Below are 22647 nucleotides of genomic sequence, written 5' to 3'. Positions count from 1 at the left end.
CAATTTGCTTACTTCCGCATATTGTATGGAAAAAGGGAAGTGAGTAAAGTGGATCGAGAACCACGATTGTTTATAAAATCACCATCATATTTTTTAAATATTTCTAAGGTGTTACATGAACTTGATTTGGATGAAAGTACATCTGTATATGTAAAGGATCACATTTTCGAAGAGGAAACAGTTGAAGAAAAAGTAGATGTAGTAGAAGATGTACAAATTGATCCGTATTTACTGAAACAACTCCAATTTTTAGAAAAGCCATTTCGTCAGAGAGCCTACCAGCCATTATTAGTTTGTTTAAAGGATGGTAGAAAATTAACTGGTACTGCTTCAGATGTACAGAGTGATTCTTTAATGCTGACGTCATTAGAATTAAAATCACAGGAAATCATTTATTTTGAAGATATACAACAAATACTTTGGCGTGGAAGAAAGTTGCCAACATTATAAAAAAAGTGTACAGCAGAGGATGCTGTACACTTTTTTTATGTGTGTGTGTCAAAGGTGAAAGAATTAGTCACAAATCCCTAAGTCAACATCAGCGATACATTGTACAGCGCAGAAGCAAGATAAATCTACAGTAATACAGCTATCTGTTGAGTTCCAGTCATCTACTTTACAGATTTTCTTCATGTTTACGCAACAGCCGTCACGACTTAATAAGTCTACTGTACTTTCACTAGAGTCAAATGTACATAATGGCTCTAAAACACGTAAAGTCGCACAGCACTCATCAAACATATCTTCTACGCGGAAGAATACGGATGTACAGATACAAGGATCTGCTGTTGGTGAATTAAAGAATGCTTTGAAAGGAGTACCATCTTTTGTAATTAACATGAATACACGTGTATCTGCTTGTGAGCGTGCAGGACTAACAATCCCGCCTAGTGGTTCTAAGAAACAGTTAGCTGTACATGGAGAACACTCATCTCGCACCGCTTGATTTTGAATATCTAAAATAGCGCGAACTACGTCACAAACGCAGCCTGCTGAATGGATTGGTCCAATAGGATTTGTTGGCTTACCACAACCCATATTGTCACCTCCTTTCCTCGTTACTACTTCTACAATATGTACTTTTGAAAATTGGACTCGGGCTTTCGTATATATCTTCGTATGAATAGTTTTTTTATGTGTGGAGAAACTGTAAAGAAAAGGAGGGTAAAACTTGAGGCTACTAAGAATGTCGTTACCTCTTTTAGTCGTTTTATCACTATTAAATGGTTGTGCTGAAAAAGAAAAATTTATGGTCTATGGATTGCTACAAAATGAAAGTGAAGTCGAAGCCCTTATTAAAGAGGAAGACTATGTCGATCGTTCAACAGTTATCCAATATGACGATAGTATGCTTGTAGCAGTACAAATTAAACCATGGGAAAAGTGGAAAAAGACTAAGTTAGAGAAAAAGCTACAAAAGAAGTTTGATGAGAAATATCCAAACAAAGAGGTGTTTGTCTCAGCTGATTATAAAATTTTTTATGAAGCCAATAAAATAAAAAAGGATCAGATTGAAGATAATAAATTGAGCGATAAAATTACAGAACTTAAGGAGCTTGCAAAGGAGGAGACCTAAATGGAAAAAGAGCAATATCAACAGTTAGAGCAAAATGTTACGCCAAAGCCTCCCTATTTAAAGAATGTTGCAAAGGCATTCTTTGTTGGTGGTTTTATATGTGTAATTGGTCAAGCTGTGTCCCTTTTTTATATTATTTTCTTCAATTTTACAGAAGCGACAGCAGGAAATCCAACTGTTGCAACAATGGTGTTTTTTGCCATGATTTTAACAGGTCTTGGCCTTTATAAAAAAATTGGTCAATTTGCTGGGGCTGGAACGGCTGTACCTGTCACGGGCTTTGGTAATGCCGTTATCTCGGCAGCTATCGAACATCGATCAGAAGGGCTCGTCCTAGGAGTAGGCGGAAATTTATTTAAATTAGCAGGGTCAGTCGTATTATTTGGGGTAGTATCTGCTTTTTTCGTAGCCCTCATTAAATATATCCTTGTGACGATAGGAGTGGTTTCATGGTAATCGTTTTTCAATCGAAGCCATCTCTATTAGCTGGTGGTGTTGTAGCTGGTCCTTTAGAGAACCGGAGTATTTTTAGTCAGTATTTCGACTCCGTCTATGATGATGAACGCTGGGATATGAAAACTAATGAACAAGGTCATCGCAAAATGATCGAAGAGGCCTGTGAATTTGCTATGAAGAAGATTGGTGTACAAAAAGGAGAAATCGATTATTTCATGGGTGGAGATTTGGTCAATCAAATGACGCCAACCAATTTTGCAGCAAGAGATTTAGAAATCCCTTTTATTGGATTGTTTTCTGCCTGTGCCACATCCGTATCTTCAGTGATTATTGCGTGTCTGTTAACAGAGATGGGAGCTGCTAATTTTTCACTAGCGGGTGCCTCTAGTCAGCATAATTCAATTGAACGTCAATTCCGCTATCCTATCAATTATGGTGCACAAAAGCCAAAAACTGCTCAATGGACTGTAACAGCTGCTGGCTATGCGCTAATCGGTAAGCATCGTGAGGAGTATCCTACAATAGAAGCAGCAACGATTGGAAAATCAGTAGACTATGGTATGGATGATCCTTTTCATATGGGCGCAGCAATGGCACCAGCTGCCTTCCAAACTATTCAATCTCACCTACAGCAAAGAAACCAAAAAATTTATCATTATGATTTAATTTTAACCGGTGATTTGGGTCAGCTTGGTTTAAAACTATTGAAGGGAATGCTTGTTGAAAACGGTGTGAAGAATGAAGAGCTAACGTTATTACGTGATGCAGGTGCCGAATTTTATGGACAAGATGAGGCATTCCAATCTGGTGCAAGTGGGGCAGGCTGTTCAGCAGCTGTTTTTTTTAGTTATGTTATTCAACAACTGCGTGCAGGCAGCTATAAGCGAGTATTACTTGTCGCAACAGGAGCATTATTATCTCCATTATCGTATCAGCAAGGTGAAACCATCCCCTGTACAGCACATGCGATAGAAATTACGATGAAATGAGGCAAAAACTATGGTAATGACATTTGTATTTGCATTTATTGTTGGAGGCATTATTTGCGTCATTGGCCAATTATTAATGGATGTTGGCAAATTAACCCCAGGGCATACACTCAGCACATTAGTTGTTGTTGGGGCCATATTAGATGGTATGGGCCTATATGAGCCATTGATCAATTTTGCTGGTGCAGGTGCGACAGTGCCTATTACTTCCTTTGGTAATTCTTTAACACATGGGGCATTAGCTGAGGCAGAAAAACATGGACTGGTGGGTGTATTAACAGGAATGTTTGAAGTAACAAGCTCGGGAATCAGCGCAGCTATTGTTTTTGGCTTTATTGGTGCATTAATTTTTAAACCAAAAGGAAATATTGACTAGACGAATACCCCTCCCATTTTTACAACCGAAACATATTATAGGTTGTAGAAGGGAGGGGTGCTTTTATGGGATATCAAGGCTGGTGCTCACAACCGTATGGAAATAATGTTGGTGGCTGGAATAATAGCTATTGTGGGGGTTACTCTGGAGGCGGAGGCAACAACTATGGCTATGGTTCTACATTCGTTCTAATTGTTGTCCTATTTATTCTATTAATTATTGTTGGCGCTACTTATATCTAATTTGATAAACATATAGTTAAGGCTTTAACTTTTATTTAGTGGGAGCTTAAAACTAAATAAAGTTAAGGCCTCCACCATTTGTGAAATGTTTCGTGCAAGATGCAAGGTCAATTTGAGTTTAATGATAGGAGGGAAAACATGCATCGCTCGTTTTTTAATTCGATTGAGCAAAAAACAGGTGTATCGATGGATGAAATCTTCGCATTAGCCAATGCCATTCAACATGCGGATTTTACCAATGAAAAGCAAGTAAGAAAAATTGTACGACGTGTTGCTAAAATATCTAATAGATCCATTACTCAAGAGTTAGAAGATAAATTAGTGCAATCTATTATTCAAGATGGTGGATCACTAGATTTCGATAAAATCACTAGAATGATGAAGTAGCGCATGGCATATCTACTTGGCAAAGCAGCTTGTTACGATAGAGTAGATAAATGGTGGCAAGCGAATTCGTCTCTTTATAAAAAATGGTGTTACGATAAATGCAAAAGTGCATATCGTAACACCATTTCAACTTGCTAGGTACTAAAAAAAGCAGGATGGCACCTCTGGCCGATTGTAACCGAGAGATTGATTAAATTAATTTCTCCATTGCACGATGTGGAATGCCTGCATCCATAAATTCAGGAGAGGTTACCGTATAGCCAAGCTTTTCGTAGAAGGGAATCGCATAGCTTTGGGCATGAAGCTTTAAAGTTTTTTTATTAATGGAAATGGCATGTTTCTCCATTTCATTCATAATTAATGCTCCTAATTTTTTGCCGCGCTGAGATTGTAAAATACAAACACGTTCAATTTTAGCTGTAGTATTGTCAATACTACGTAAACGTGCTGCTCCGACTGGTTCATCATGATTATACATAATGAAATGTGTTGCTGTTGCATCCTCTGCATCACATTCTAGATGAAGCGGAACACCCTGCTCCTCAACAAAAACTTTTTTACGAATAGCGAAGGCATCATCGTATTCGTGCTTTGTTTCAACAATTTTAACGTTATACAATCATCACTCAGCTCCAGACAAACGGAATGTTTCGTATGTTGTCCATGAACCATCTTCTAATTGGTATAAAAGATGAATGCGATCAATTGTATCCTTTTCATCAACGCCAGTCATGCGTAATTGTCCGAAGATGTCGTCATGCTCGGAGTCTGACATTTTTTGAGCGATTGTAATATGAGGAACAAATACATGTTTCGTTTCCCCATAAGGGATTTTCTCTTGCAGAGCATGTTGGAATGCTGCTAATTGTTCAGTTGGTTCAATGCGGAAGTAAATTGCATTGGTTGTAGGGAAAAACGAACTTATGCGAGATGCATGAATGTTTAATGGTGCATATTTAGCAGCAAGTTCATCTAATTGCTTGACGATGGTTTGAATCTCTTCTTCAGACGCATCGAAGCTATCCTTTAACGTTATATGCGGTGTAATCTTCGCATAGTGTGGATCATATCGTTTGCGATAAGTGTTCGCTAAATCTTGCAATTTTTTTGATGGAAATGCCACAATACCGTACTTCATAGTCCATTACCTCCCGAAAATAAACAATTTTTCTATTTAAGTATAACAGAAATTTCAGTTTTCGTAATTTTAATCACCCAATATTAATTGAAATTTTCAATTAATGCACGGCGAAGGTCTGGTTTCCAGTATTTCCATGTATGATTGCCATCGAACTCATCATAAAATGTAGTAAACCCTTTCCGAATCATTAGCTCATGCAATTGACGATTAGGTGTTAAAAAGTCTTTGATCGTTTTATCCATTGTTACAACCTGATCTTCACCTTTACCTACGATATGGTAGATAGAAATAGAGCCTGGATCTTTAAAATTTTCTACAGCCTTTAATACATCTTCGTCCACATATGGTGATTGTAGTATGACTTTGCCGAAGATACTTGGGTATTTTAGGGCAGCCATTAAGGAAGCCGTAGCGGCCATAGAATCACCAATTACACCACGACTCATACCCATCTGGTAAGTAGCATATTCACTGTCTAAATAGGGTACTAGCTCATGCGCTAAAAAGCGTAGATAGGCTTCGTGTTGCACACCGCTTGGAATATATTTATGACGTCGATCTTTAATATCTTTGTAAGGAACAAAAGCTATAATTAAATTTTCGATTTCATAGTCATCAATCAGTTCATCAGCTAGCTTTGTAATGCCGCCAAGTTGGAAATAATCTTTACCATCTGATGCGATTAAAATATTGTATTTATAAAGTGGAGAATAATTTGCAGGAACATAAATATAGAGCTGTAATTCTTCCTGTAATGCTTCACTATAAAATGTTAAATCCTGTACTGTTCCCTTATCCAATGATGACACTCCTTCTTATGTTTGTAACAAAATTGTACCATATTACGAAAGTAAAGGTATAATAGGTTGGGCTAGCGTTATACTAGCAATAAAATCGAAATGAGGGTTAATTATGCATAATAAAAGTATACGTGTGCACTCTGACGAAGTAGCGAAGGCAGCTCAAGCCGCGTTAATTCGTAGAGGTGTAGCGATAGAGGATATCGCACAAATTGTTTACGAAATGCAAAAAACCTATAATGAAGGTTTAACATTGGAGCATTGTGTTCATTCTGTTGAGCGTGTATTACGTAAACGAGAAGTGCAACATGCTTTACTAGTAGGAATTGAATTAGATGAACTAGCAGAAAAGAAATTATTATCTTCACCACTACAACAAATTATAGAATCAGATGAAGGGTTATTTGGTGTAGACGAAACAATTGCCCTAGGATCCGTTTTTACATATGGCAGCATTGCAGTTACCACTTTCGGCCATTTAGACAAGCAAAAAGTAGGGATTATCAAAAAACTCGATACAGAACCTGGGCATCACGTTAATACATTTTTAGATGATTTAGTTGGCAGTATAGCAGCATCAGCGGCTTCTCGAATTGCGCACCGTATGCGTGACTTAGAAGAAGAGGGCGAAACATTTGCTGATATCGAGCCGGAAGAGCTAGGTCCAAAACCAAAATCACATAACGAAATATAAAAGAGTTTCTTCTATAATAAAAGGAGCCTTCTCACATTTTGAGAAGGCTCCTTTAGTATGTGATATTGACTTACTTTTTATCGTTATACGCTTTTACAAATTCTTTTACTTTTTCACTATCCGCTTCAAGTTTCAAGCCAGTATCAATTAATGGAGAAACTGTAGATACAGCTGGTTTTTTATTGCCTTGGTAATAGCTAATGAATTCATCTTGGTTAATGGAGTATAGAATCGCTTTACGTAAATCTGCTGAATCAGAAACTGCACGTCCAGAAGTATTCATTTGTAAGTAAGCTACTGCATTACTATCTGCTGTATTTAATGTTAATTTAGCGTCTGATTTAACAATATCCAGTTTTGTTTCTGGTACTGTTTGAAGAACATGAATTTCACCATTGCGTAATGCAGATAGAGCACTATCAACATCAGAAATAAAACGGACATTGATTTTAGCAATTTTTGGCTCATATTCACTGCCAGCACGGTAAGCAGGGTTTTTCACAAATTGTGCTTCATAATCGTTTTTCTTTACTAAAATATATGGTCCACTTGCATATAGCTGGTTGTTGAATGTTGCTGAACCTTCCGTGACAGTAGCTTGATCACCATAGGCAATGTCTTTGTCAGGGTCGTAGCTAGCCACATCGTACGTATTAATACTTGTTACTTGTTTTTCAGATACAATACCACCAGATTGGTGTGCTAAATAATTTAACACTTGAGGGAATGGTGTTGGTGTTGTAATTTTGACAACTTGATATGCACCTGCCGCATTATTTACAGCCCCTTTATCCTTTGCTAACTGGGCAACAGAAGCAGGTAAGTTTTGAGATAATGCTTCTAAAACGGATTGCTCAGAGCCTGCTACCTTTTTATTTTGTAATTCAGTTAAATCAGAAACGATTTCAACTGTTTCAATGTTTTCGTGAATGCTATAAGTACGATGATCTGGTACTGAGTTTGCATCTTTTGCACGGTTTAATGAGAAGACCACATCTTCAGCCGACACTAATTCGCCCGTATCAACTGCTGCACCTTCCTTGACAGCTGCAAAATTAATATCATCGCGTAAAATAAAGTAATATTCTTGATTACCTTCAGCCATTACATGGTTATACGATAATGAACCATCTGAAACAACTTCATCAGTGTCTGTTAAGTTAACTAAACGAACATACATATTTGTATTTAATGTGTTGATGGAACCATCATTCCCTTTAATTGGATCAAGTGAAGTTAGAGAATTAATTGTTTGGTGTAAAATTAAAGGTTCTGTCGCATTTTTAGATGTATCATTAAATTCGATTTGTTCCCATACTTGTGCACGAGATTTTGGTAAATGAACCGTTTTAGGATTTACTAGTTCAGAGTAAATACCTTGATACTTATTGGAAATATATAAAGGTGCAATATAAGCTTGATCGAAAACTAATAATTGCTCTAAATCTTTATATTTAGCTGCTGCTTCCTCGCCTGTTAAAGTGCTCGCTTCATCGATTAAAGCATCTAATTTGGAGTCGGCTACAACACTGTAATCCCCACCAGTTTTAAATAAACCACGAACAGCATAGTCAGGGTTCCCAGTAACTGTCGTCCAGCTTGAGAGTGCCAGATCATAGTTCCCAGCTTCTTTTTGAGCTGAGAATGAGCCGTAGTCTGGTTGAATATTTAGTTTCACATCAAAGCCATTTTTAACTAATTGGTCGCGGACAATATTCATATCTTCTTCAGAGGCTGCCATTCCTAATACTTCAATAGCAACCTTGCCATTGCTCTTGTCACTATCTTTTGAATCTTTACTGCCTTCTACGTCAGTTTTTGTTTGTACGCAGCCAGCTAAAGCTAGTACTGCAACGAATAAAAATACAAGTAATTTCTTCATAGTTACCTCCAATTAATTTGTTTTTGGATCTAAAGCATCTCGTAAACCGTCTCCTAAGAAGTTAAAGGAGAGAACAAGAAGCATAATACAAAGACCTGGGAAAATTGCGACATATGAATGTGTCTCCAGGTACGTACTACCAACTTTTAAAATGTTGCCCCATTCAGGAATATGTGGCTCAATACCAAGTCCTAAGAAACTTAAGCTACTTGTTGAAATAACAGCTCCACCGATTGTTAATGTTGCTTTTACAATCATCGGGGCTAATGAATTGGGAACGATGTGCTTGAAAATAATCGCAGCATCAGATGCCCCTAAAGCTCTAGCGGATTCCACAAATTCAAAATTAGCGAGCTGCATCACATTGGCCCGCATTGTACGAGCATAGGTTGGAATGGCTCCAACACTAAGTGCGATAATAAGATTTACCGTATTAGCACCAAATGCAGCGATAATAGCAATAGCTAATAAAATACCAGGAATGGCATATAAAATATCAAGACTTCGCATGATGATATTGTCAGTTGATTTACCGTAATAGCCAGAAAATGCTCCTAATGCGCCTCCAACAATTGCTGGTATAATTGTTGAGAAAAATCCGACGATTAATGATATTTGGGCCCCAAATACAATACGTGAAAATAAATCTCGTCCGTAATTATCTGTGCCTAGCGGATAATCTAAAGATGGAGTTTGCAGTAATGCACCATAGTTATTTTCTGTTGCGAAGTCATAATCAAAAGTCCAAGAGCTTGTAATGGACAATGAAAACATAAAAATAATGAAGAATAAACCGAATACCGCCATCGTATTACGTAAGATTTTTTCCCAGATTTTTTGCCACTTTTCTATAGAAGATGGGTTTGCCTTTCGAGCCTTTTGAATAAGACTATAGCCTAGTAATGTTGCAAATAGATTGCCAGTAAAAGTAGCTAATAGCAGAATAATACCTGGGATGAGCATCCATTTTGGTGCCTCAGTCGGCGTGACATATTTTGTACATACAAGAGCCATCACGATATAAAAAAGTGCAAGTACTAAGAAAAGACCCATAGCAAGTAAAAAGGTATCTGTTACATAGGGTTTAAATAAATTCAACGCTGCAATACCAATGATGAATAATTGTGTAATAAAGGCATAGGCAGCAAAAGTATATTCTGCAGTCTTTCTTTTCGACACAAGCATAAATGCAAAAGATGTCGAAAAAATATTGCCTGACAGAATAGTTACTAACAGTGGATAGCCAAGTAGACGGGTGCTTTTTTGAATGTCTCCATGCTTTGCCAAATCCTTTTTAATTCGTAAATTGACGATGGCAACATATGCCGTTGTAATAGCGTAAATAATAAAAAAGAGCAGAACTACCTGTCGCCAGCTATTGGTTGAAAAATTATAGCTATAAGCTAGAAACAATAAAGAAAACAGTAAGGAAAAGACAAAAGTAAAATGAGAATTGACATATTCCTGTGTGATCTTCAAGAGTAGTTTGACATGTAAGATGTTTTTCACAGGTGATCCTCCTTTAAGACTTCTTCATTTTTGAGCGAATGCGTGGATCAAAAAAGGCATACATGATATCAATTACTAAATTGACAATTGAGATCGTGATGGCAATATAAACAACGCCTCCAAGAATGGCCGGAATATCGGGGATAAATTGTTTATCGACGATATAGCTCCCAATCCCACTAATGTTGAATACCTTTTCCGTTACAGATGCGCCTCCCAACATACCCCCAAAAAGAAGTCCAATCACCGTAATAATCGGAATCATGGCATTACGAATGGCATGTTTTGAAATCACTTTAAATTCATTTAAGCCTTTTGCTTTTGCAGTAATAATATAATCCTCGTGTATTACCTCAAGCATGCTCGATCTTGTCATTCTGGCAATGGATGCCGTAATGGATGTTCCCAAGACGATAATTGGCATGATGAGCGATAACCAATTATGAGGATTATAGGTTGCTGGAAACCACTGTAGCTTTAATGCAAAAGTCAAAATAAAAATTAAACCTTGCCAAAAGCTTGGGATAGATAATCCGATTAAAGCAATGAACATAAATGTATAATCCAAATAGGAATTTGGACGAACTGCTGAAATAATACCGACTGGAATGGCAATTGCAATAGCCATTAATAATGACAAAACGGCTATTTCCAATGTGACAGGAAATTTAGTAGCAATGCTGTGCGTAATATCTTCTTTACCTGCAAAGGATGTGCCTAAATCAAATGTAAATAGGCCTGATAATGCGTTCCATAGCTGAGATAAATAAGGTTGATCCAAACCGTGAATCCGATTAAAGTTTGCAATTTGCTCTGGTGTTGCTTCGACTCCAAGAAGATTTCTTGCTGGATCGAATGGTGATAAATACAAAATAGTAAATACTAAAGTAGCCACACCAACAATAACAATGAAGCTTTGCAAAATACGTTCAATGATAAATTGCAGGAATGGATTCGCAAATAAGATAAGTACTACATAAAATAAAACAGCTGGTAGAAAGGTAAGAGCAACAAATCGTTTGTTTGTTAGTAGATGAATAAAAAATTGGTCATAAGTTAATTGTTTTATGCCATCTTTAAGTAAATCTTGCTCTACTTGCTGTTGGAGCTTTCCTTGAGCTAATTGCTTAGCTGTTGCCTGAATTTGTGACGCTGCTACTGCCTCTTTAAAAAAATTGGCCTTTGCTATTTCTTGTTGTTCGAAATCTTTTTGCCAATGGGCAACCAATCCATTCTCCAGGTAGTGCTGACTACGCAATGCAAAAGCCTGATCAAAGGTATTAGAATGATTCCTTTTCCGATAAATAAAGTATGTAAAAGGGTGGACTAAAATACTAAAAAGAAAAAGAATGAATTGATAAGGCTTTTGATGCATTAGTTTTTGATAAACCATAGAAAAGAAAATAAATTCTTTTGGTTTTAGATGAATTTTTGAAGTAACCATGCATTTCCTCCAAACGTAAATAAAATATTCAGTGGTATATTGTATAATTCCTATCAGTATTGTAAAGTATGGATTATACTTGAAAGTAAGTCAATCACTAATTTTAAAAAGGATGGGTCGAATGAGTGAAAAGCTTTTAGAAATCAATGATCTGCGCGTGTCCTTTATCACAGGAGAGACAGAATTTGAAGCGGTGAAGGACGTGAGCTTCCATCTAAATAAGGGTGAAACACTCGGAATTGTGGGAGAGTCAGGTAGTGGGAAAAGTGTAACGGCACGTTCCATTATGCGTTTATTGCCATCACCACCTTCATTTCTGAAATCTGGCACGATTGTGTTTAAAGGGCAAGAACTCACTGAATTAAGTGAAAAACAAATGGAGGGGATTCGTGGACAAGATATTAGTATGATTTTTCAGGATCCGATGACCTCTACAAACCCTACTATTCGAATAGGGGATCAAGTGGCTGAAAGTTTAATCAAACATCAGTCCATGTCAAAAACAGAAGCCTATCAGCAAACAATAGAATTATTAAAACTTGTTGGCATTCGAGATGCAGAAGAACGGTATCGACAATACCCTCATGAATTTTCAGGTGGTATGCGTCAGCGCGTGATGATTGCCATGGCCCTCGCATGTAACCCCTCACTACTTATTGCAGATGAGCCAACAACAGCACTCGATGTAACCATTCAAGCTCAAATTTTAAAATTGATGCGAGATATGCAAAAGAAAATGGGGACATCTATTATTTTAATTACGCATGATTTGGGCGTTGTTGCCGGTATGTGTGATCGAATCATTGTGATGAAAGAGGGGGAAATTGTTGAACAGGGTACAACAGAAGAGATTTTTGCAAATGCTCAACATCCGTATACCCAAAAATTATTGAATGCGTTACCAAAGCTACATGAGAAAAAGCAGCCAAAAGAAATGGCCAATATTCAGGCGGGTATTGATAAACATAAGCCACTAATCGAGGTAACACATTTATCAAAGGAATTCTCATTAGGCCGAGGTCAAACGCTGAAAGCAGTTAATGATTTATCATTTTATATATACCCTGGTGAAACACTAGGCCTGGTGGGTGAATCGGGTTCTGGTAAATCTACCACTGGTCGAACAATACTACAGCTTCATCAGCCTACAAACGGTGAAGTTTTGTATCAGGGGATACCCGTAACAAGGCTAACGAAAAAGCAATTAAAGGCCATGCGCCGACATATGCAAATTATTTTCCAAGATCCATATTCATCGTTAAATCCTCGCAAAAAAATTCTAGATATTATTGGGGAGGCTCTTGATATTCATGGCTTAGTAAAGAACCATGAAGAGAGACGACAACGAGTAGAGGAATTGCTAGAGCTTGTTGGTTTAAAGAAAGAACATTCTATGCGTTATCCTCATGAATTTTCAGGTGGTCAACGACAACGTATAGGTATTGCTAGAGCATTAGCAGTTGAACCAAATTTTATCGTTTGTGATGAGCCCTTATCAGCACTAGATGTTTCGATTCAAAAACAAATTGTGGATTTATTGAAGGAATTACAACATAAACTAGGTTTGACGTATTTATTTATTGCACATGATTTATCAATGGTGAAACATATCAGTGATCGTGTAGCAGTCATGTATGGTGGTAAAATTGTAGAATTAGCGGAAAGCGAGGAGTTGTATACTAACCCTCAGCATCCCTATACACAAGCATTATTACGCTCTATTCCAATTCCAGATCCGAAAATTGAGAAACAGAAATATAATGACGCTGAACATACAGAAGATATGAAAGTTCGATACGAAGTAGAAAATAGTCAACTAGTAGAGGTCTCTCCGAATCATTGGGTAGCTGTATCAATGTGATAGCTTGGAAAGATAATGTCTCCAATTTTATTCAGAAATCTTCGTTTGTTTTATGTTTAAAATATCGTATATCTATACCTAAGAGATTATGTATTTACAGTACATAATCTTTTTATTTTGAAAAATTCCTGAATCTATCTAAAAGGAACTAAGGCATGTTATTATTAGTTTAAATAAATAACTGAGGGAGATAATAGTGAAGCAATCAGATATTAAGACACTAATAACTAGTGGAACAATAATTTTGGCTGTTGTTTTATATTTAATATTTAAATAAATATATGTATGAAAATCTTCAGTTGTTACAATGGCTGAAGATTTTTTATTACAGTAACATTTTTATATGGAAAGAGGAATAAATTTATGAAAAAAGTTTTCTTTTTATTATTGCTTTCAACACTACTAATAAGTGCTTGTACAGAAGAAACTACAATACGTAATGACAACCAGAATCAAATTGTATCAGAAGCCTCTAAAGAAGCAGGTTCAAAGCACAATATAAAATCCTTTGAAGAATTTCCACTTGAAGGGGTAATAGATGGAGATACATTGAAAATACAATATAATGGTTCAACTGAGAAGGTAAGGCTACTATTAGTTGATACACCTGAAACTAATCATCCTAGTTTAGGGGAACAACCTTTCGGCCAAGAAGCCAAAGAATTTACTAAGCAATTATTAAAAGATAAAAAAACAGTATACTTAGAATTTGATGTTTCATATAGAGATAAATATAAGAGACTTTTAGCTTACGTTTACACAGATGAAGGTATTAATATTCAAGAAGAACTTTTGAAAAATGGACTTGCCCGTGTAGCTTATATATACGAACCAAATACTAAACATGTTGATTGGTTTGAAACAGTACAAAGAACTGCTCAACAACAGGCAATAGGTATATGGTCAGTTGAGAATTATGTAACGGATAGAGGATTTAGAAAAGAAGTATTTAATAGTAAGGATGAAAATAAAAATAATAACTACAATAATAAATCACAATGTAATATAAAAGGGAATATCAATGCTAAAGGTGCTAAAATTTATCATTTACCTGGCCAACAGAATTACGAAGATGTAAAAGCAGAAGAGCTATTCTGTTCTGTAGTCGAGGCTGAAAATGCAGGTTTTAAGGCAGCAGAAAGATAATATGAAGTTCATCACTAATTCAATAGCTGAGTTTGGTATTTCACTAAACTCTGCTATTTTTATTTTTGTAAATTAGTAGATTTAAATACAAATAAAACGACATTTCAAGTTAACTATTTAGCACTCAAAACTTGCAAAAAGGAAGTAGATGCTATAAAAAATAACAATTGGAGAGGTTCTGTCTCTAAATTAAAAGCTTCCTAGATAGGATACTTTTATATGAAGGTAATTTAAAAGTCTTTATTTTCGGAATTTTTTTATTTATTTTAAAAGAAAAGTGTAATGGATTGAGCTATTGAAGAAGTGATATACTTTCTAATTTTTTGAACGAGTTAACTCATATTGATACCAAATAGTTTATACAGGCGGATAAAACCTGGGGTATTGACATATTAAGTGTTAGAATTATATATTTATTCCAGTTAAATTTTTAGAATATTCATTACATACTTATAATTTAACTTGTACCTACAACGTGTTGACGTGTAGTTGTGTTGTTATGGATAGTTAGTCTAATTTGTAAACGTTTTCGAAATACATGGGCAAAAGTAAGATAAAAGGGGGAATTATAATGAAAAAATTACGAATTGGTGTAATTGGAGCCGGTTTAAGAGGGGGTTTGGCACAATACTGGCATAAACCTGACGGGGAATCGGAAGTAGTGGCATTAGCTGATATCTCTCAAGAACGATTAGATAAGTTTCAGGAAAAATTCGATACTCCTTTATTTTTAACGAAGGATTATAAGGAATTATTATCAAGAGATGATATTGATGCAATAGCTGTTTTATCGCCAGATTATTTGCATGAAGAACATATTATTACTTGCTTAAAAGCAGGGAAGCACGTTTATGCTGAAAAACCATTAGCCATAACAGTGGAAGGTTGCGATCGAATATTAGATGCATGGAAAAAATCAGGGAAGCATCTAATGATTGGCTTTAATATGCGCTATATGGCTATGTATCAAACGATGAAAGGCTTAATTGACTCAGGTGCCATTGGAGAATTAAAGGCTATATGGGTGCGTCATTTTGTTGGATTCGGAGGTTATTTCTACTATCACGATTGGCACGGAAATTCAAAAAATACAACATCTCTATTACTTCAAAAAGGCTCACATGATTTAGATGTAATTCATTGGATTTCTGGGAAATATGCAACGAAGGTATCTGCATTTGGGAGCTTGGATTATTATGGTGGAGATAATCCAAATACGTTAACGTGTCCAACATGTGATCAGAAAAAAACTTGCCCAGAATATGTTCCCCATACATTTACGGAATGTGCTTTCCGTGAAGAAATTGATGTAGAGGATAATAATATGCTCATTATGGAATTGGAAGGTGGCATAAAAGCTTCGTATCTACAATGTCACTTCACCCCCGACTATTCACGAAATTATACTTTCATTGGTACGAAAGGGCGTATCGAAAATGATGATGTAAATAATAAAATTTATTTAAAAACGAGAAAGTCGAATACTTGGGAAGAACTTAGTGATGTTGTTTACGAGATGAAGCCTGAGGAAGGAGGTCATGGGGGGGCTGATCCAAAAATTGCTCAAGATTTTGTAGAGCTCATCCTCTATAATAAAGAGCCTTTAACTACGCCATTTGCAGGACGGATGAGTGTTGCAGTAGGTTGCGCGGCAACAGAATCTATTCGTAATGGAGGTAAAGTTATTGAGATCTTACAGGAATCTACAATTCTGCAACATTGATAAATAGGGGGTGTAGTTTATGACGCTTTTAGATAAAACAACTGTTGAAGAAAAATCATCTAAAACAAAACGTTTTTTCAAAAAGCAATCAAAAGTAAAGAAAAATCACTTGGTAGAATGGAAAAGATCTATCAAAAAAAATTGGGAGCTTTATTTATTACTAGCCCCTGTCATACTTTACTTTTTGGTTTTCCATTACTATCCACTATATGGGTTGCAAATTGCCTTTAAAGACTTTATTGCTACAAAGGGAATTATGGGGAGTCCGTGGGTAGGGTTTAAGCATTTTGAACGTTTTTTTGATAGTTATTATTTTTGGCGTTTAATAAAAAATACAATAGGGATTGGTGTATTCACTTTACTCATATCTTTCCCAGTACCAATCATTATTGCGTTGCTTTTAAATGAAGTAAAAAGCCTTCGTTTTAAAAAATTTGTACAGACAGTTATTTATGCCCCTCATTTTCTATCTACAGTAGTAGTTGTTGGTATGCTGTTACTATTTTTAAAGTCAGATGGGATGATTAATCAAGTAATTATGTTGTTTGGCGGTACACCAATTGATTTTATATCAGAACCAGCATGGTTTAAATCAATATACGTACTATCTGATGTTTGGCAAACGATGGGATGGAGTTCTATCATATATATTGCAGCTCTAGCCGCCGTAGATCCAGCACAGCATGAAGCGGCAATGATAGACGGGGCATCAAAATTCCAAAGAATCATTCATATTAATATTCCTGCAATTATGCCGACGATTGTAATTTTATTTATCTTAAATGTAGGATCTGTAATGGCAATAGGATTTGAGAAGGTATTTTTAATGCAAAATGACTTAAATATGTCGGCGTCAGATGTTATATCAACATTTGTTTATCGTAGTGGGATTTTAGAAGCGCAGTATAGTTTTTCAGCAGCTGTAGGTCTATTCAACTCTATCATTAATTTTATCCTCCTTATTATGGTTAATAGGATAGCTAAAAAAGTGAGTGATACAAGTTTATGGTAAAGGAGAGATTAAAATGAAAGAATCAAAGGGCGATCGAGCGTTTACAATCTTTAATTATATTTTTTTAGCAATTGTAGCACTTGTTGTATTGTACCCACTTATTTTTGTTTTGAGTGCTTCCCTAAGTAATCCAGAGTACGTAATCTCGGGAGATATATGGTTATGGCCAAAGGAATTTACAGTGGAGGCGTACCAAAAAGTATTTCAAAATCCTGATATTACCAATGGATTTGTTAACACACTGAAGTACACATTTTTTGGAACATTGTTAAATATCTTCATGACAATTTGTGCAGCCTATCCACTTTCTCGTAGAAATTTAAAAGGAAAAGGCTTTATTATGGCATTTATGGTATTCACAATGTTCTTTAGTGGGGGACTTATTCCAACATATTTATTAATTCGTGATTTAGGCATGATTAATACTTTTTGGGTCATGATTATTCCGAATGCTGTAGCTGTATGGAACATCATTATTATGCGGACTTTTTTCCAGTCCATTCCTTATGAGTTAGAGGAATCTGCCATGATTGATGGAGCGGGGAATTTCCGTATTTTATGGAGTATTGTACTACCACTATCATTACCTGTTATGGCTGTCATGGTTTTATTTTATGCAGTGGGACATTGGAACTCTTATTTTCAAGCATTGATTTACTTACAAGATCAAGATAAGTTTCCACTTCAACTTATCCTAAGGCAAATTTTAATTCAAGGACAAGCTGACGATATGATTAAAGCCACGTCAGAAAGCTTTTTAGCTCAAAAACTTAGCGTTGAAGGGTTAAAGTACGCAGTTTTAATCGTTGCTAACCTACCAATGTTAATGCTTTATCCATTCTTACAACGATATTTTGTAAAAGGTGTAATGATTGGTTCATTAAAAGGTTAAAGAATAGGAGCGAATTAAAATGAAAATAAAGAAGAAGCATGTTTATGGTTTAGCTGCAAGCCTGCTGTTAGCTACGAGTTTACTAGGAGCATGTTCTGACACAAAAGAAACTGGAGAAAAAACCGGCAATATTGATAACTTGAATGCAACGGGTATGCCGATTACAAAAGAGAAAATAGAAGTAGACGGTTTTGCTGCAAAATTTTTCGCATCGCAAGATTGGAACAATCTAATGTTATGGGAAGAATACGAGAAAATGTCTAACATCCATATTAATTGGACAACGGTTCAAACAGAAGTATTAGCGGACAAAAAGAACTTGCTTTTAGCTGCGGGAAATTATCCAGAAATATTTTTTGCATCAGCATTTTCGAAAACTGATTTAATCAAGTATGGTCAACAAGGCGTATTTTTACCGTTAAATGATTATATTGAACAATATGCTCCAAATTTTAAAAAGCTATTAGATGAATACCCATCTGTAAAACAAGGTGTGACGATGGCAGATGGAAAAATTTATGGCTTCCCTACAATTTACGATCCGAAATTTACATCACTGCGTGTAGGGGCACCATGGATTAACCAGAAATGGCTTGATAATCTAGGTTTACAATCCCCAGAAACAACAGATGATTTGTATAAAGTATTGAAAGCATTTAAAGAAAATGACCCAAATAGAAATGGTTTACAGGATGAACAAGGCTGGGGGACTGGCTATGGTATCGAACAAATTATTTATTATTTAAGAGGTTCATTTGGTTTGAATAAACAAGGAACGATGAATGTGAACTTAGACTTTAAAGAAGGTACTGAGGAATTTCGTTTCGTGCCAACGACAGACGAATATAAACAATTACTTGAGTTCTTAAATAAACTTTACAAAGAAGGTTTAATTAATAAAGATGTATTTACGACAGAGCCTCAGAAATTTGCGGCAGAAGCAGCTAAAGGAACGTTTGGTATGCTTAGTGAAGTGGACCCAAAAGAGTTATTTAAAATAGATGGTTATACTGGTGCACATGTTTTAGAAGGACCGAATGGAGATAGACAATTTACTGCGATGACTAATGGTCTTGGGAATTTAGGAATGTTTGTCTTAACAGATAAAGCAAAAAATCCAGAAGCGATGGTTCGCTGGATTGATCATTTATATGGTGATGAAGGGACTAAAATGTTCTTTATGGGCTTTGAGGGTGTCACTTATGAAGAAAATGCCGATGGTACTATTCAATACGTAAAGGATATTACGAACAATCCAGATGGCAAAAACTTAGATCAAGCGATCAGTGATTATTTAACATGGCCGGGCGGTTATTATCCTGGAATTGTAACACAAAAATATTTCCAAGGTGCAGAGGCGAAAGAAAATTCTATTAATAATGCTAATCAAGTAATGCCATATGCGTTGAAGGATGAGAAAATTATTCCAGGGTTGAACTATACAGTAGAAGAAAATGATCGAGTGTCGGCAGTTTTAACAGACATTCAAACGTATGTAAATGAAATGACGGCAAGCTTTATTACAGGTAAAGAAAGCTTTGATAAATGGAATGACTACAAGAAAACAATTGAGAAGATGGGATTACAAGAATATCTAGAAGTAGCACAGGGGGCATATGACCGTTCAAAATAACTAGGTACAGGTTTTCCTTCAAGCTCAAGATGTAGTAGGTCGCATAAGCCAAATGTTCACTTTTGTTAATAAGGCCTATGTGACCCTCATTTTCTAAACCTTCAATTATTGGTGTATCTAGTGGTTGATAAGCTATAGCTTTTCAGATTTAAAATATAATATGCATGATATAAAGTTGTGTTTGAATTGAATCTCTATCGTTAGGAGGTAAAGTACATGGTATTTGGAGGATGGAAAGGAAAATTGTACTGGGTAGTAGAGTGGATCACATTGTTAGCAGTGTTACAGTTATTATGGACAGGCCTCACTTTACTTGGACTTGTTTTATTTGGAATATCCCCAGCAACCGTCGCAATGTTTACCACTTTACGTAAAAGGTTACAAGGGGAAGATGTCTTAAAACGATTAGTTAAAATCTTTTGGAATACATATAAAGTAGAATTTATTCCATCCAATAAAATAGGTATTATCTTACTGGTTTTTGGATATTTTTTATCTATTAACTTCCAAATTATCACATCATTTCATGGCATACTTGGTTTATTGTTACTAACTTCGATTATTACAATTAGTATTCTTTTCGGTATTATTGTAGTTAATATTTTCCAATTATACGCCTATTATGATTTGCCAACATTACGGTACTTTACTGCTTCGATCATATTTAGTATAGCTTATCCATTACAAATGATTAGCACTATCGTAGGGCTTGCTATATTATATAAAATTTATAGTTTGATTCCTGGCCTATTACCGTTTTTTGGTATTAGTTTAACTGCATTATTTTTATCTTGGATATCATCCCAGATGTATAAGAAAGAATTAGAATTAGAGGAACAAACCCATCTATCAAACTGTTCTGGGGGAGGGGTAACCTCATGAATAGCACATTTATTATTAATGCTAATATTGTTTTGGAAAATCAAATTTTAAACAATGGATTCCTTGAATTATTAGATGGAAAAATCGCTGAAATTGATATAATGGAAAACTGTCCTCAACTAGCATCGATAGAGAATGTGATAGATTGTCGACTAGAAGGCTATATTATTCCAGGAATGATCGATATCCATGTACATGGTGCTTTAGGACATGATTTTATGGATGCTGACCATATTTGTTATTCAAAAATTGCAAAGCATTTAGCAAGTGAAGGTGTAACAGCTTTTTTAGCAACAACGATGACTGGCCCTTTGTCAGAAATTGAAGCGGCTATTGAGGCGCTTTCCTATTATTATAACAATCAACCTACAGCAGTAGCTGAAATGTTAGGAATTCACTTAGAAGGTCCATTTATTAATCGAGCTAAAAAAGGCGCTCAATCAGAAGAATTTATTTTAAAGCCAAATGTACAACAATTTAAATATTTGTACGATAAGTCCACTCAATTAATTTGTCTTGTTACATTTGCACCTGAGGAAGATAACAACTTTGCATTACTTCAAGAGTTAAACAGTAAAGGTGTTATTGCATCTATTGGTCACTCTGACGCCGATTATAATACAGCAATCCATGCATTAAAAGCTGGTATTACTCATGTAACACACCTATTTAATGGTATGAGTGGTCTTCATCATCGTGATCCGGGAGTTGTAGGAGCAGTACTTTTATCAGAAGATGTGTATATTGAAGTAATTCCAGATAATATCCACTTTCATAAAGATTTACTACGAATGGTTTACAAAATGACAGGCTTACACCGTTTGCTAGTTATTACAGATGGTATGCGTGCAAAGGGAATGCCAGATGGTATGTATGATTTAGGCGGCAATGAAGTAGAAGTAATCAATAATCAATGTATTCAACATAAAACGGGATCCTTAGCAGGGAGTGTATTGAATATGAATACGGCAAGGAAAAACATAGAAGAGTGTCTTTCACTTTCAATCGTTGAACAAATTCGTCTTGTTTCTTTGAACCAAGCAGTCCATTTAGGGTTGGACAATCGTAAAGGGTCTATTGCTGTTGGAAAAGATGCAGATGTTGTTTGGTTGAATGAAGAAGGAGAAGTGGAGAAAACTTTTTGCTTAGGGAAACTTGCCTTTGAAAAGGATTGATATATCAATAGGCATCTTTTTATATAGATGGTATATTGATTACAAAACCTAGAGAAGGAAGGAAAAAAGATGCATTTGTTAGATCAATCCAGTGTAATCCCACTTTATCACCAATTAAAACAAATTTTATTTGCGAAAATTCAATCAGGTGAATGGAAACCGGGTGATAAAATTGACTCAGAAAATCAGTTAATGGAAATGTTTCGAGTTAGCCGAAATACAGTAAAAAAAGCAATTGAGGAATTAGTAAAGGAAGAGAAATTATATCGTATACAAGGAAAAGGGACTTTCGTTTCGAAGCCAAGACTTGAACAATCTCTTGGTGGATTTTACAGTTTTAGTCGCATGATTCAGGAAAAAGGTTTAAATCCTAGAGATGAAGTGTTAGACATACAGAAGGTTTATCCCTCGACTAAGGTTAGAATCAATTTAGAATTAGAGGAAAACGAACAAGTGGTAGAAATGAAGCGTTTGCGATTTGCAGATAATGAACCCATTATTTTGGAATCATCATTTTTACCTTTAAGCATTATTAAGGATAGTGAAATATTACAAGAAGTAACTACTTCTTCTTTATACAGCTTATTAGCAGAACGGTTTAACGTTATTGTTGTAAGAGCTAGAGAAGCTTTTGAACCTGTACTTATTAATAAAGATGAAGCGCACTTATTGAAAACAGATGTTGGAAAACCTGCTTTATTATTGGAACGGACTGCATTTGATACTTCAGGAAAACCAGTTGAATTCTGTATTTCGATTGTAAGAGGAGACCGTTGTCGATTTTATACGGAATTAAATTAATATAGCTTGCTTAATCTTTTTATATT

At 35.6% G+C, this 22647-nt stretch carries 24 protein-coding genes; 17 read left to right on the top strand and 7 right to left on the bottom strand.

What is annotated here, in order from left to right; all coding sequences use genetic code 11:
• The first annotated feature begins 48 nt into the window (after positions 1-48).
• Positions 49-450 (top strand): hypothetical protein, encoded by a 402-nt coding sequence (locus tag ABC382_RS11990; RefSeq protein ID WP_407132903.1) that lies wholly within the window; start codon positions 49-51, stop codon positions 448-450.
• 63 nt (positions 451-513) lie between these two features.
• Here ABC382_RS11990 and ABC382_RS11985 read toward each other — a convergent pair whose 3' ends face one another.
• A complete protein-coding gene (locus ABC382_RS11985) occupies positions 514-1038 on the bottom strand; it encodes a CotY/CotZ family spore coat protein (RefSeq protein ID WP_008174263.1) in 525 nt (174 codons plus the stop codon).
• Between the two features lie 133 nt (positions 1039-1171).
• Here ABC382_RS11985 and ABC382_RS11980 point away from each other — a divergent pair, with 133 nt between their 5' ends.
• The 6 genes from ABC382_RS11980 to ABC382_RS11955 all read left to right on the top strand — a co-directional run bounded on the left by ABC382_RS11980 (position 1172) and on the right by ABC382_RS11955 (position 4026).
• Complete coding sequence (locus ABC382_RS11980) at positions 1172-1576, top strand: YhcN/YlaJ family sporulation lipoprotein (RefSeq protein WP_412926834.1); 405 nt, start codon at positions 1172-1174, stop codon at positions 1574-1576.
• Positions 1577-2032, top strand: coding sequence for a stage V sporulation protein AC (gene spoVAC, locus ABC382_RS11975; protein WP_274795707.1), 456 nt, complete (start codon positions 1577-1579; stop codon positions 2030-2032).
• Positions 2026-3021, top strand: coding sequence for a stage V sporulation protein AD (locus ABC382_RS11970; protein ID WP_274795708.1), 996 nt, complete (start codon positions 2026-2028; stop codon positions 3019-3021). The genes spoVAC and ABC382_RS11970 overlap by 7 nt, the downstream gene beginning before the upstream one ends.
• Before the next feature lie 16 nt (positions 3022-3037).
• Positions 3038-3397 (top strand): stage V sporulation protein AE, encoded by a 360-nt coding sequence (gene spoVAE / locus ABC382_RS11965; protein ID WP_274797271.1) that lies wholly within the window; start codon positions 3038-3040, stop codon positions 3395-3397.
• Positions 3398-3462: 65 nt separating this feature from the next.
• Positions 3463-3639 carry a YjcZ family sporulation protein gene (locus ABC382_RS11960; RefSeq protein ID WP_274795709.1) on the top strand — a complete coding sequence of 59 codons (177 nt, stop codon included), beginning with the start codon at positions 3463-3465 and terminating at the stop codon, positions 3637-3639.
• 138 nt (positions 3640-3777) lie between these two features.
• The gene (locus ABC382_RS11955; RefSeq protein ID WP_274795710.1) at positions 3778-4026 is read left to right on the top strand and encodes a stage VI sporulation protein F; all 249 of its coding nucleotides are present in this window, start codon (positions 3778-3780) and stop codon (positions 4024-4026) included.
• A gap of 190 nt (positions 4027-4216) precedes the next feature.
• On the opposite strand, the gene ABC382_RS11950 is transcribed toward ABC382_RS11955, so the two are convergent.
• The 3 genes from ABC382_RS11950 to ABC382_RS11940 all read right to left on the bottom strand — a co-directional run bounded on the left by ABC382_RS11950 (position 4217) and on the right by ABC382_RS11940 (position 5967).
• Positions 4217-4645: a GNAT family N-acetyltransferase gene (locus tag ABC382_RS11950; protein ID WP_274795711.1), complete on the bottom strand. Its 429-nt coding sequence runs from the start codon at positions 4643-4645 to the stop codon at positions 4217-4219.
• 3 nt (positions 4646-4648) lie between these two features.
• Positions 4649-5164: a YjcG family protein gene (locus ABC382_RS11945; RefSeq protein ID WP_274795712.1), complete on the bottom strand. Its 516-nt coding sequence runs from the start codon at positions 5162-5164 to the stop codon at positions 4649-4651.
• A gap of 83 nt (positions 5165-5247) precedes the next feature.
• Positions 5248-5967, bottom strand: a complete 720-nt coding sequence (locus ABC382_RS11940) for an alpha/beta hydrolase (RefSeq protein WP_274795713.1) — start codon at positions 5965-5967, stop codon at positions 5248-5250.
• Positions 5968-6079: 112 nt separating this feature from the next.
• Between ABC382_RS11940 and ABC382_RS11935 the strand changes: the two genes are divergently transcribed.
• Positions 6080-6661, top strand: a complete 582-nt coding sequence (locus ABC382_RS11935) for a phosphatidylglycerophosphatase A family protein (RefSeq protein WP_274795714.1) — start codon at positions 6080-6082, stop codon at positions 6659-6661.
• Between the two features lie 70 nt (positions 6662-6731).
• On the opposite strand, the gene ABC382_RS11930 is transcribed toward ABC382_RS11935, so the two are convergent.
• The 3 genes from ABC382_RS11930 to ABC382_RS11920 are packed head-to-tail and all read right to left on the bottom strand — an operon-like array spanning position 6732 to position 11496.
• Complete coding sequence (locus tag ABC382_RS11930; RefSeq protein ID WP_322611329.1) at positions 6732-8543, bottom strand: ABC transporter substrate-binding protein; 1812 nt, start codon at positions 8541-8543, stop codon at positions 6732-6734.
• A gap of 12 nt (positions 8544-8555) precedes the next feature.
• Complete coding sequence (locus ABC382_RS11925) at positions 8556-10052, bottom strand: ABC transporter permease (RefSeq protein ID WP_274795716.1); 1497 nt, start codon at positions 10050-10052, stop codon at positions 8556-8558.
• 13 nt (positions 10053-10065) lie between these two features.
• Entirely contained in the window at positions 10066-11496 is a 1431-nt protein-coding gene (locus tag ABC382_RS11920; protein WP_313469383.1) for an ABC transporter permease, read from the bottom strand.
• 121 nt (positions 11497-11617) lie between these two features.
• On the opposite strand from ABC382_RS11920, the gene ABC382_RS11915 reads away from it, so the two are divergent.
• From ABC382_RS11915 to ABC382_RS11875, 9 genes are all read left to right on the top strand, one after another.
• On the top strand, positions 11618-13357 hold the full coding sequence (locus tag ABC382_RS11915) for an ABC transporter ATP-binding protein (RefSeq protein WP_412926833.1): 1740 nt from the start codon (positions 11618-11620) through the stop codon (positions 13355-13357).
• A gap of 363 nt (positions 13358-13720) precedes the next feature.
• Positions 13721-14503 carry a thermonuclease family protein gene (locus ABC382_RS11910; RefSeq protein WP_407132910.1) on the top strand — a complete coding sequence of 261 codons (783 nt, stop codon included), beginning with the start codon at positions 13721-13723 and terminating at the stop codon, positions 14501-14503.
• Positions 14504-15074: 571 nt separating this feature from the next.
• On the top strand, positions 15075-16226 hold the full coding sequence (locus tag ABC382_RS11905; RefSeq protein ID WP_341385632.1) for a Gfo/Idh/MocA family protein: 1152 nt from the start codon (positions 15075-15077) through the stop codon (positions 16224-16226).
• Between the two features lie 19 nt (positions 16227-16245).
• On the top strand, positions 16246-17238 hold the full coding sequence (locus tag ABC382_RS11900) for an ABC transporter permease (RefSeq protein WP_313469374.1): 993 nt from the start codon (positions 16246-16248) through the stop codon (positions 17236-17238).
• A gap of 13 nt (positions 17239-17251) precedes the next feature.
• On the top strand, positions 17252-18130 hold the full coding sequence (locus ABC382_RS11895; protein ID WP_313469372.1) for a carbohydrate ABC transporter permease: 879 nt from the start codon (positions 17252-17254) through the stop codon (positions 18128-18130).
• 19 nt (positions 18131-18149) lie between these two features.
• Positions 18150-19763 carry an extracellular solute-binding protein gene (locus ABC382_RS11890; protein WP_412926832.1) on the top strand — a complete coding sequence of 538 codons (1614 nt, stop codon included), beginning with the start codon at positions 18150-18152 and terminating at the stop codon, positions 19761-19763.
• A gap of 216 nt (positions 19764-19979) precedes the next feature.
• The gene (locus tag ABC382_RS11885) at positions 19980-20645 is read left to right on the top strand and encodes a YesL family protein (RefSeq protein WP_412926831.1); all 666 of its coding nucleotides are present in this window, start codon (positions 19980-19982) and stop codon (positions 20643-20645) included.
• Entirely contained in the window at positions 20642-21820 is a 1179-nt protein-coding gene (gene nagA / locus ABC382_RS11880; protein WP_412926830.1) for an N-acetylglucosamine-6-phosphate deacetylase, read from the top strand. The genes ABC382_RS11885 and nagA overlap by 4 nt, the downstream gene beginning before the upstream one ends.
• Before the next feature lie 69 nt (positions 21821-21889).
• Positions 21890-22621, top strand: coding sequence for a GntR family transcriptional regulator (locus ABC382_RS11875; protein WP_313469364.1), 732 nt, complete (start codon positions 21890-21892; stop codon positions 22619-22621).
• The last annotated feature ends 26 nt before the right edge of the window (positions 22622-22647 follow it).

Origin of the sequence: Lysinibacillus phoenicis, assembly GCF_047238325.1 — a bacterium.
GTDB lineage: Bacteria > Bacillota > Bacilli > Bacillales_A > Planococcaceae > Lysinibacillus > Lysinibacillus irui.
This window is presented reverse-complemented; position numbering and strand designations above follow the sequence as displayed.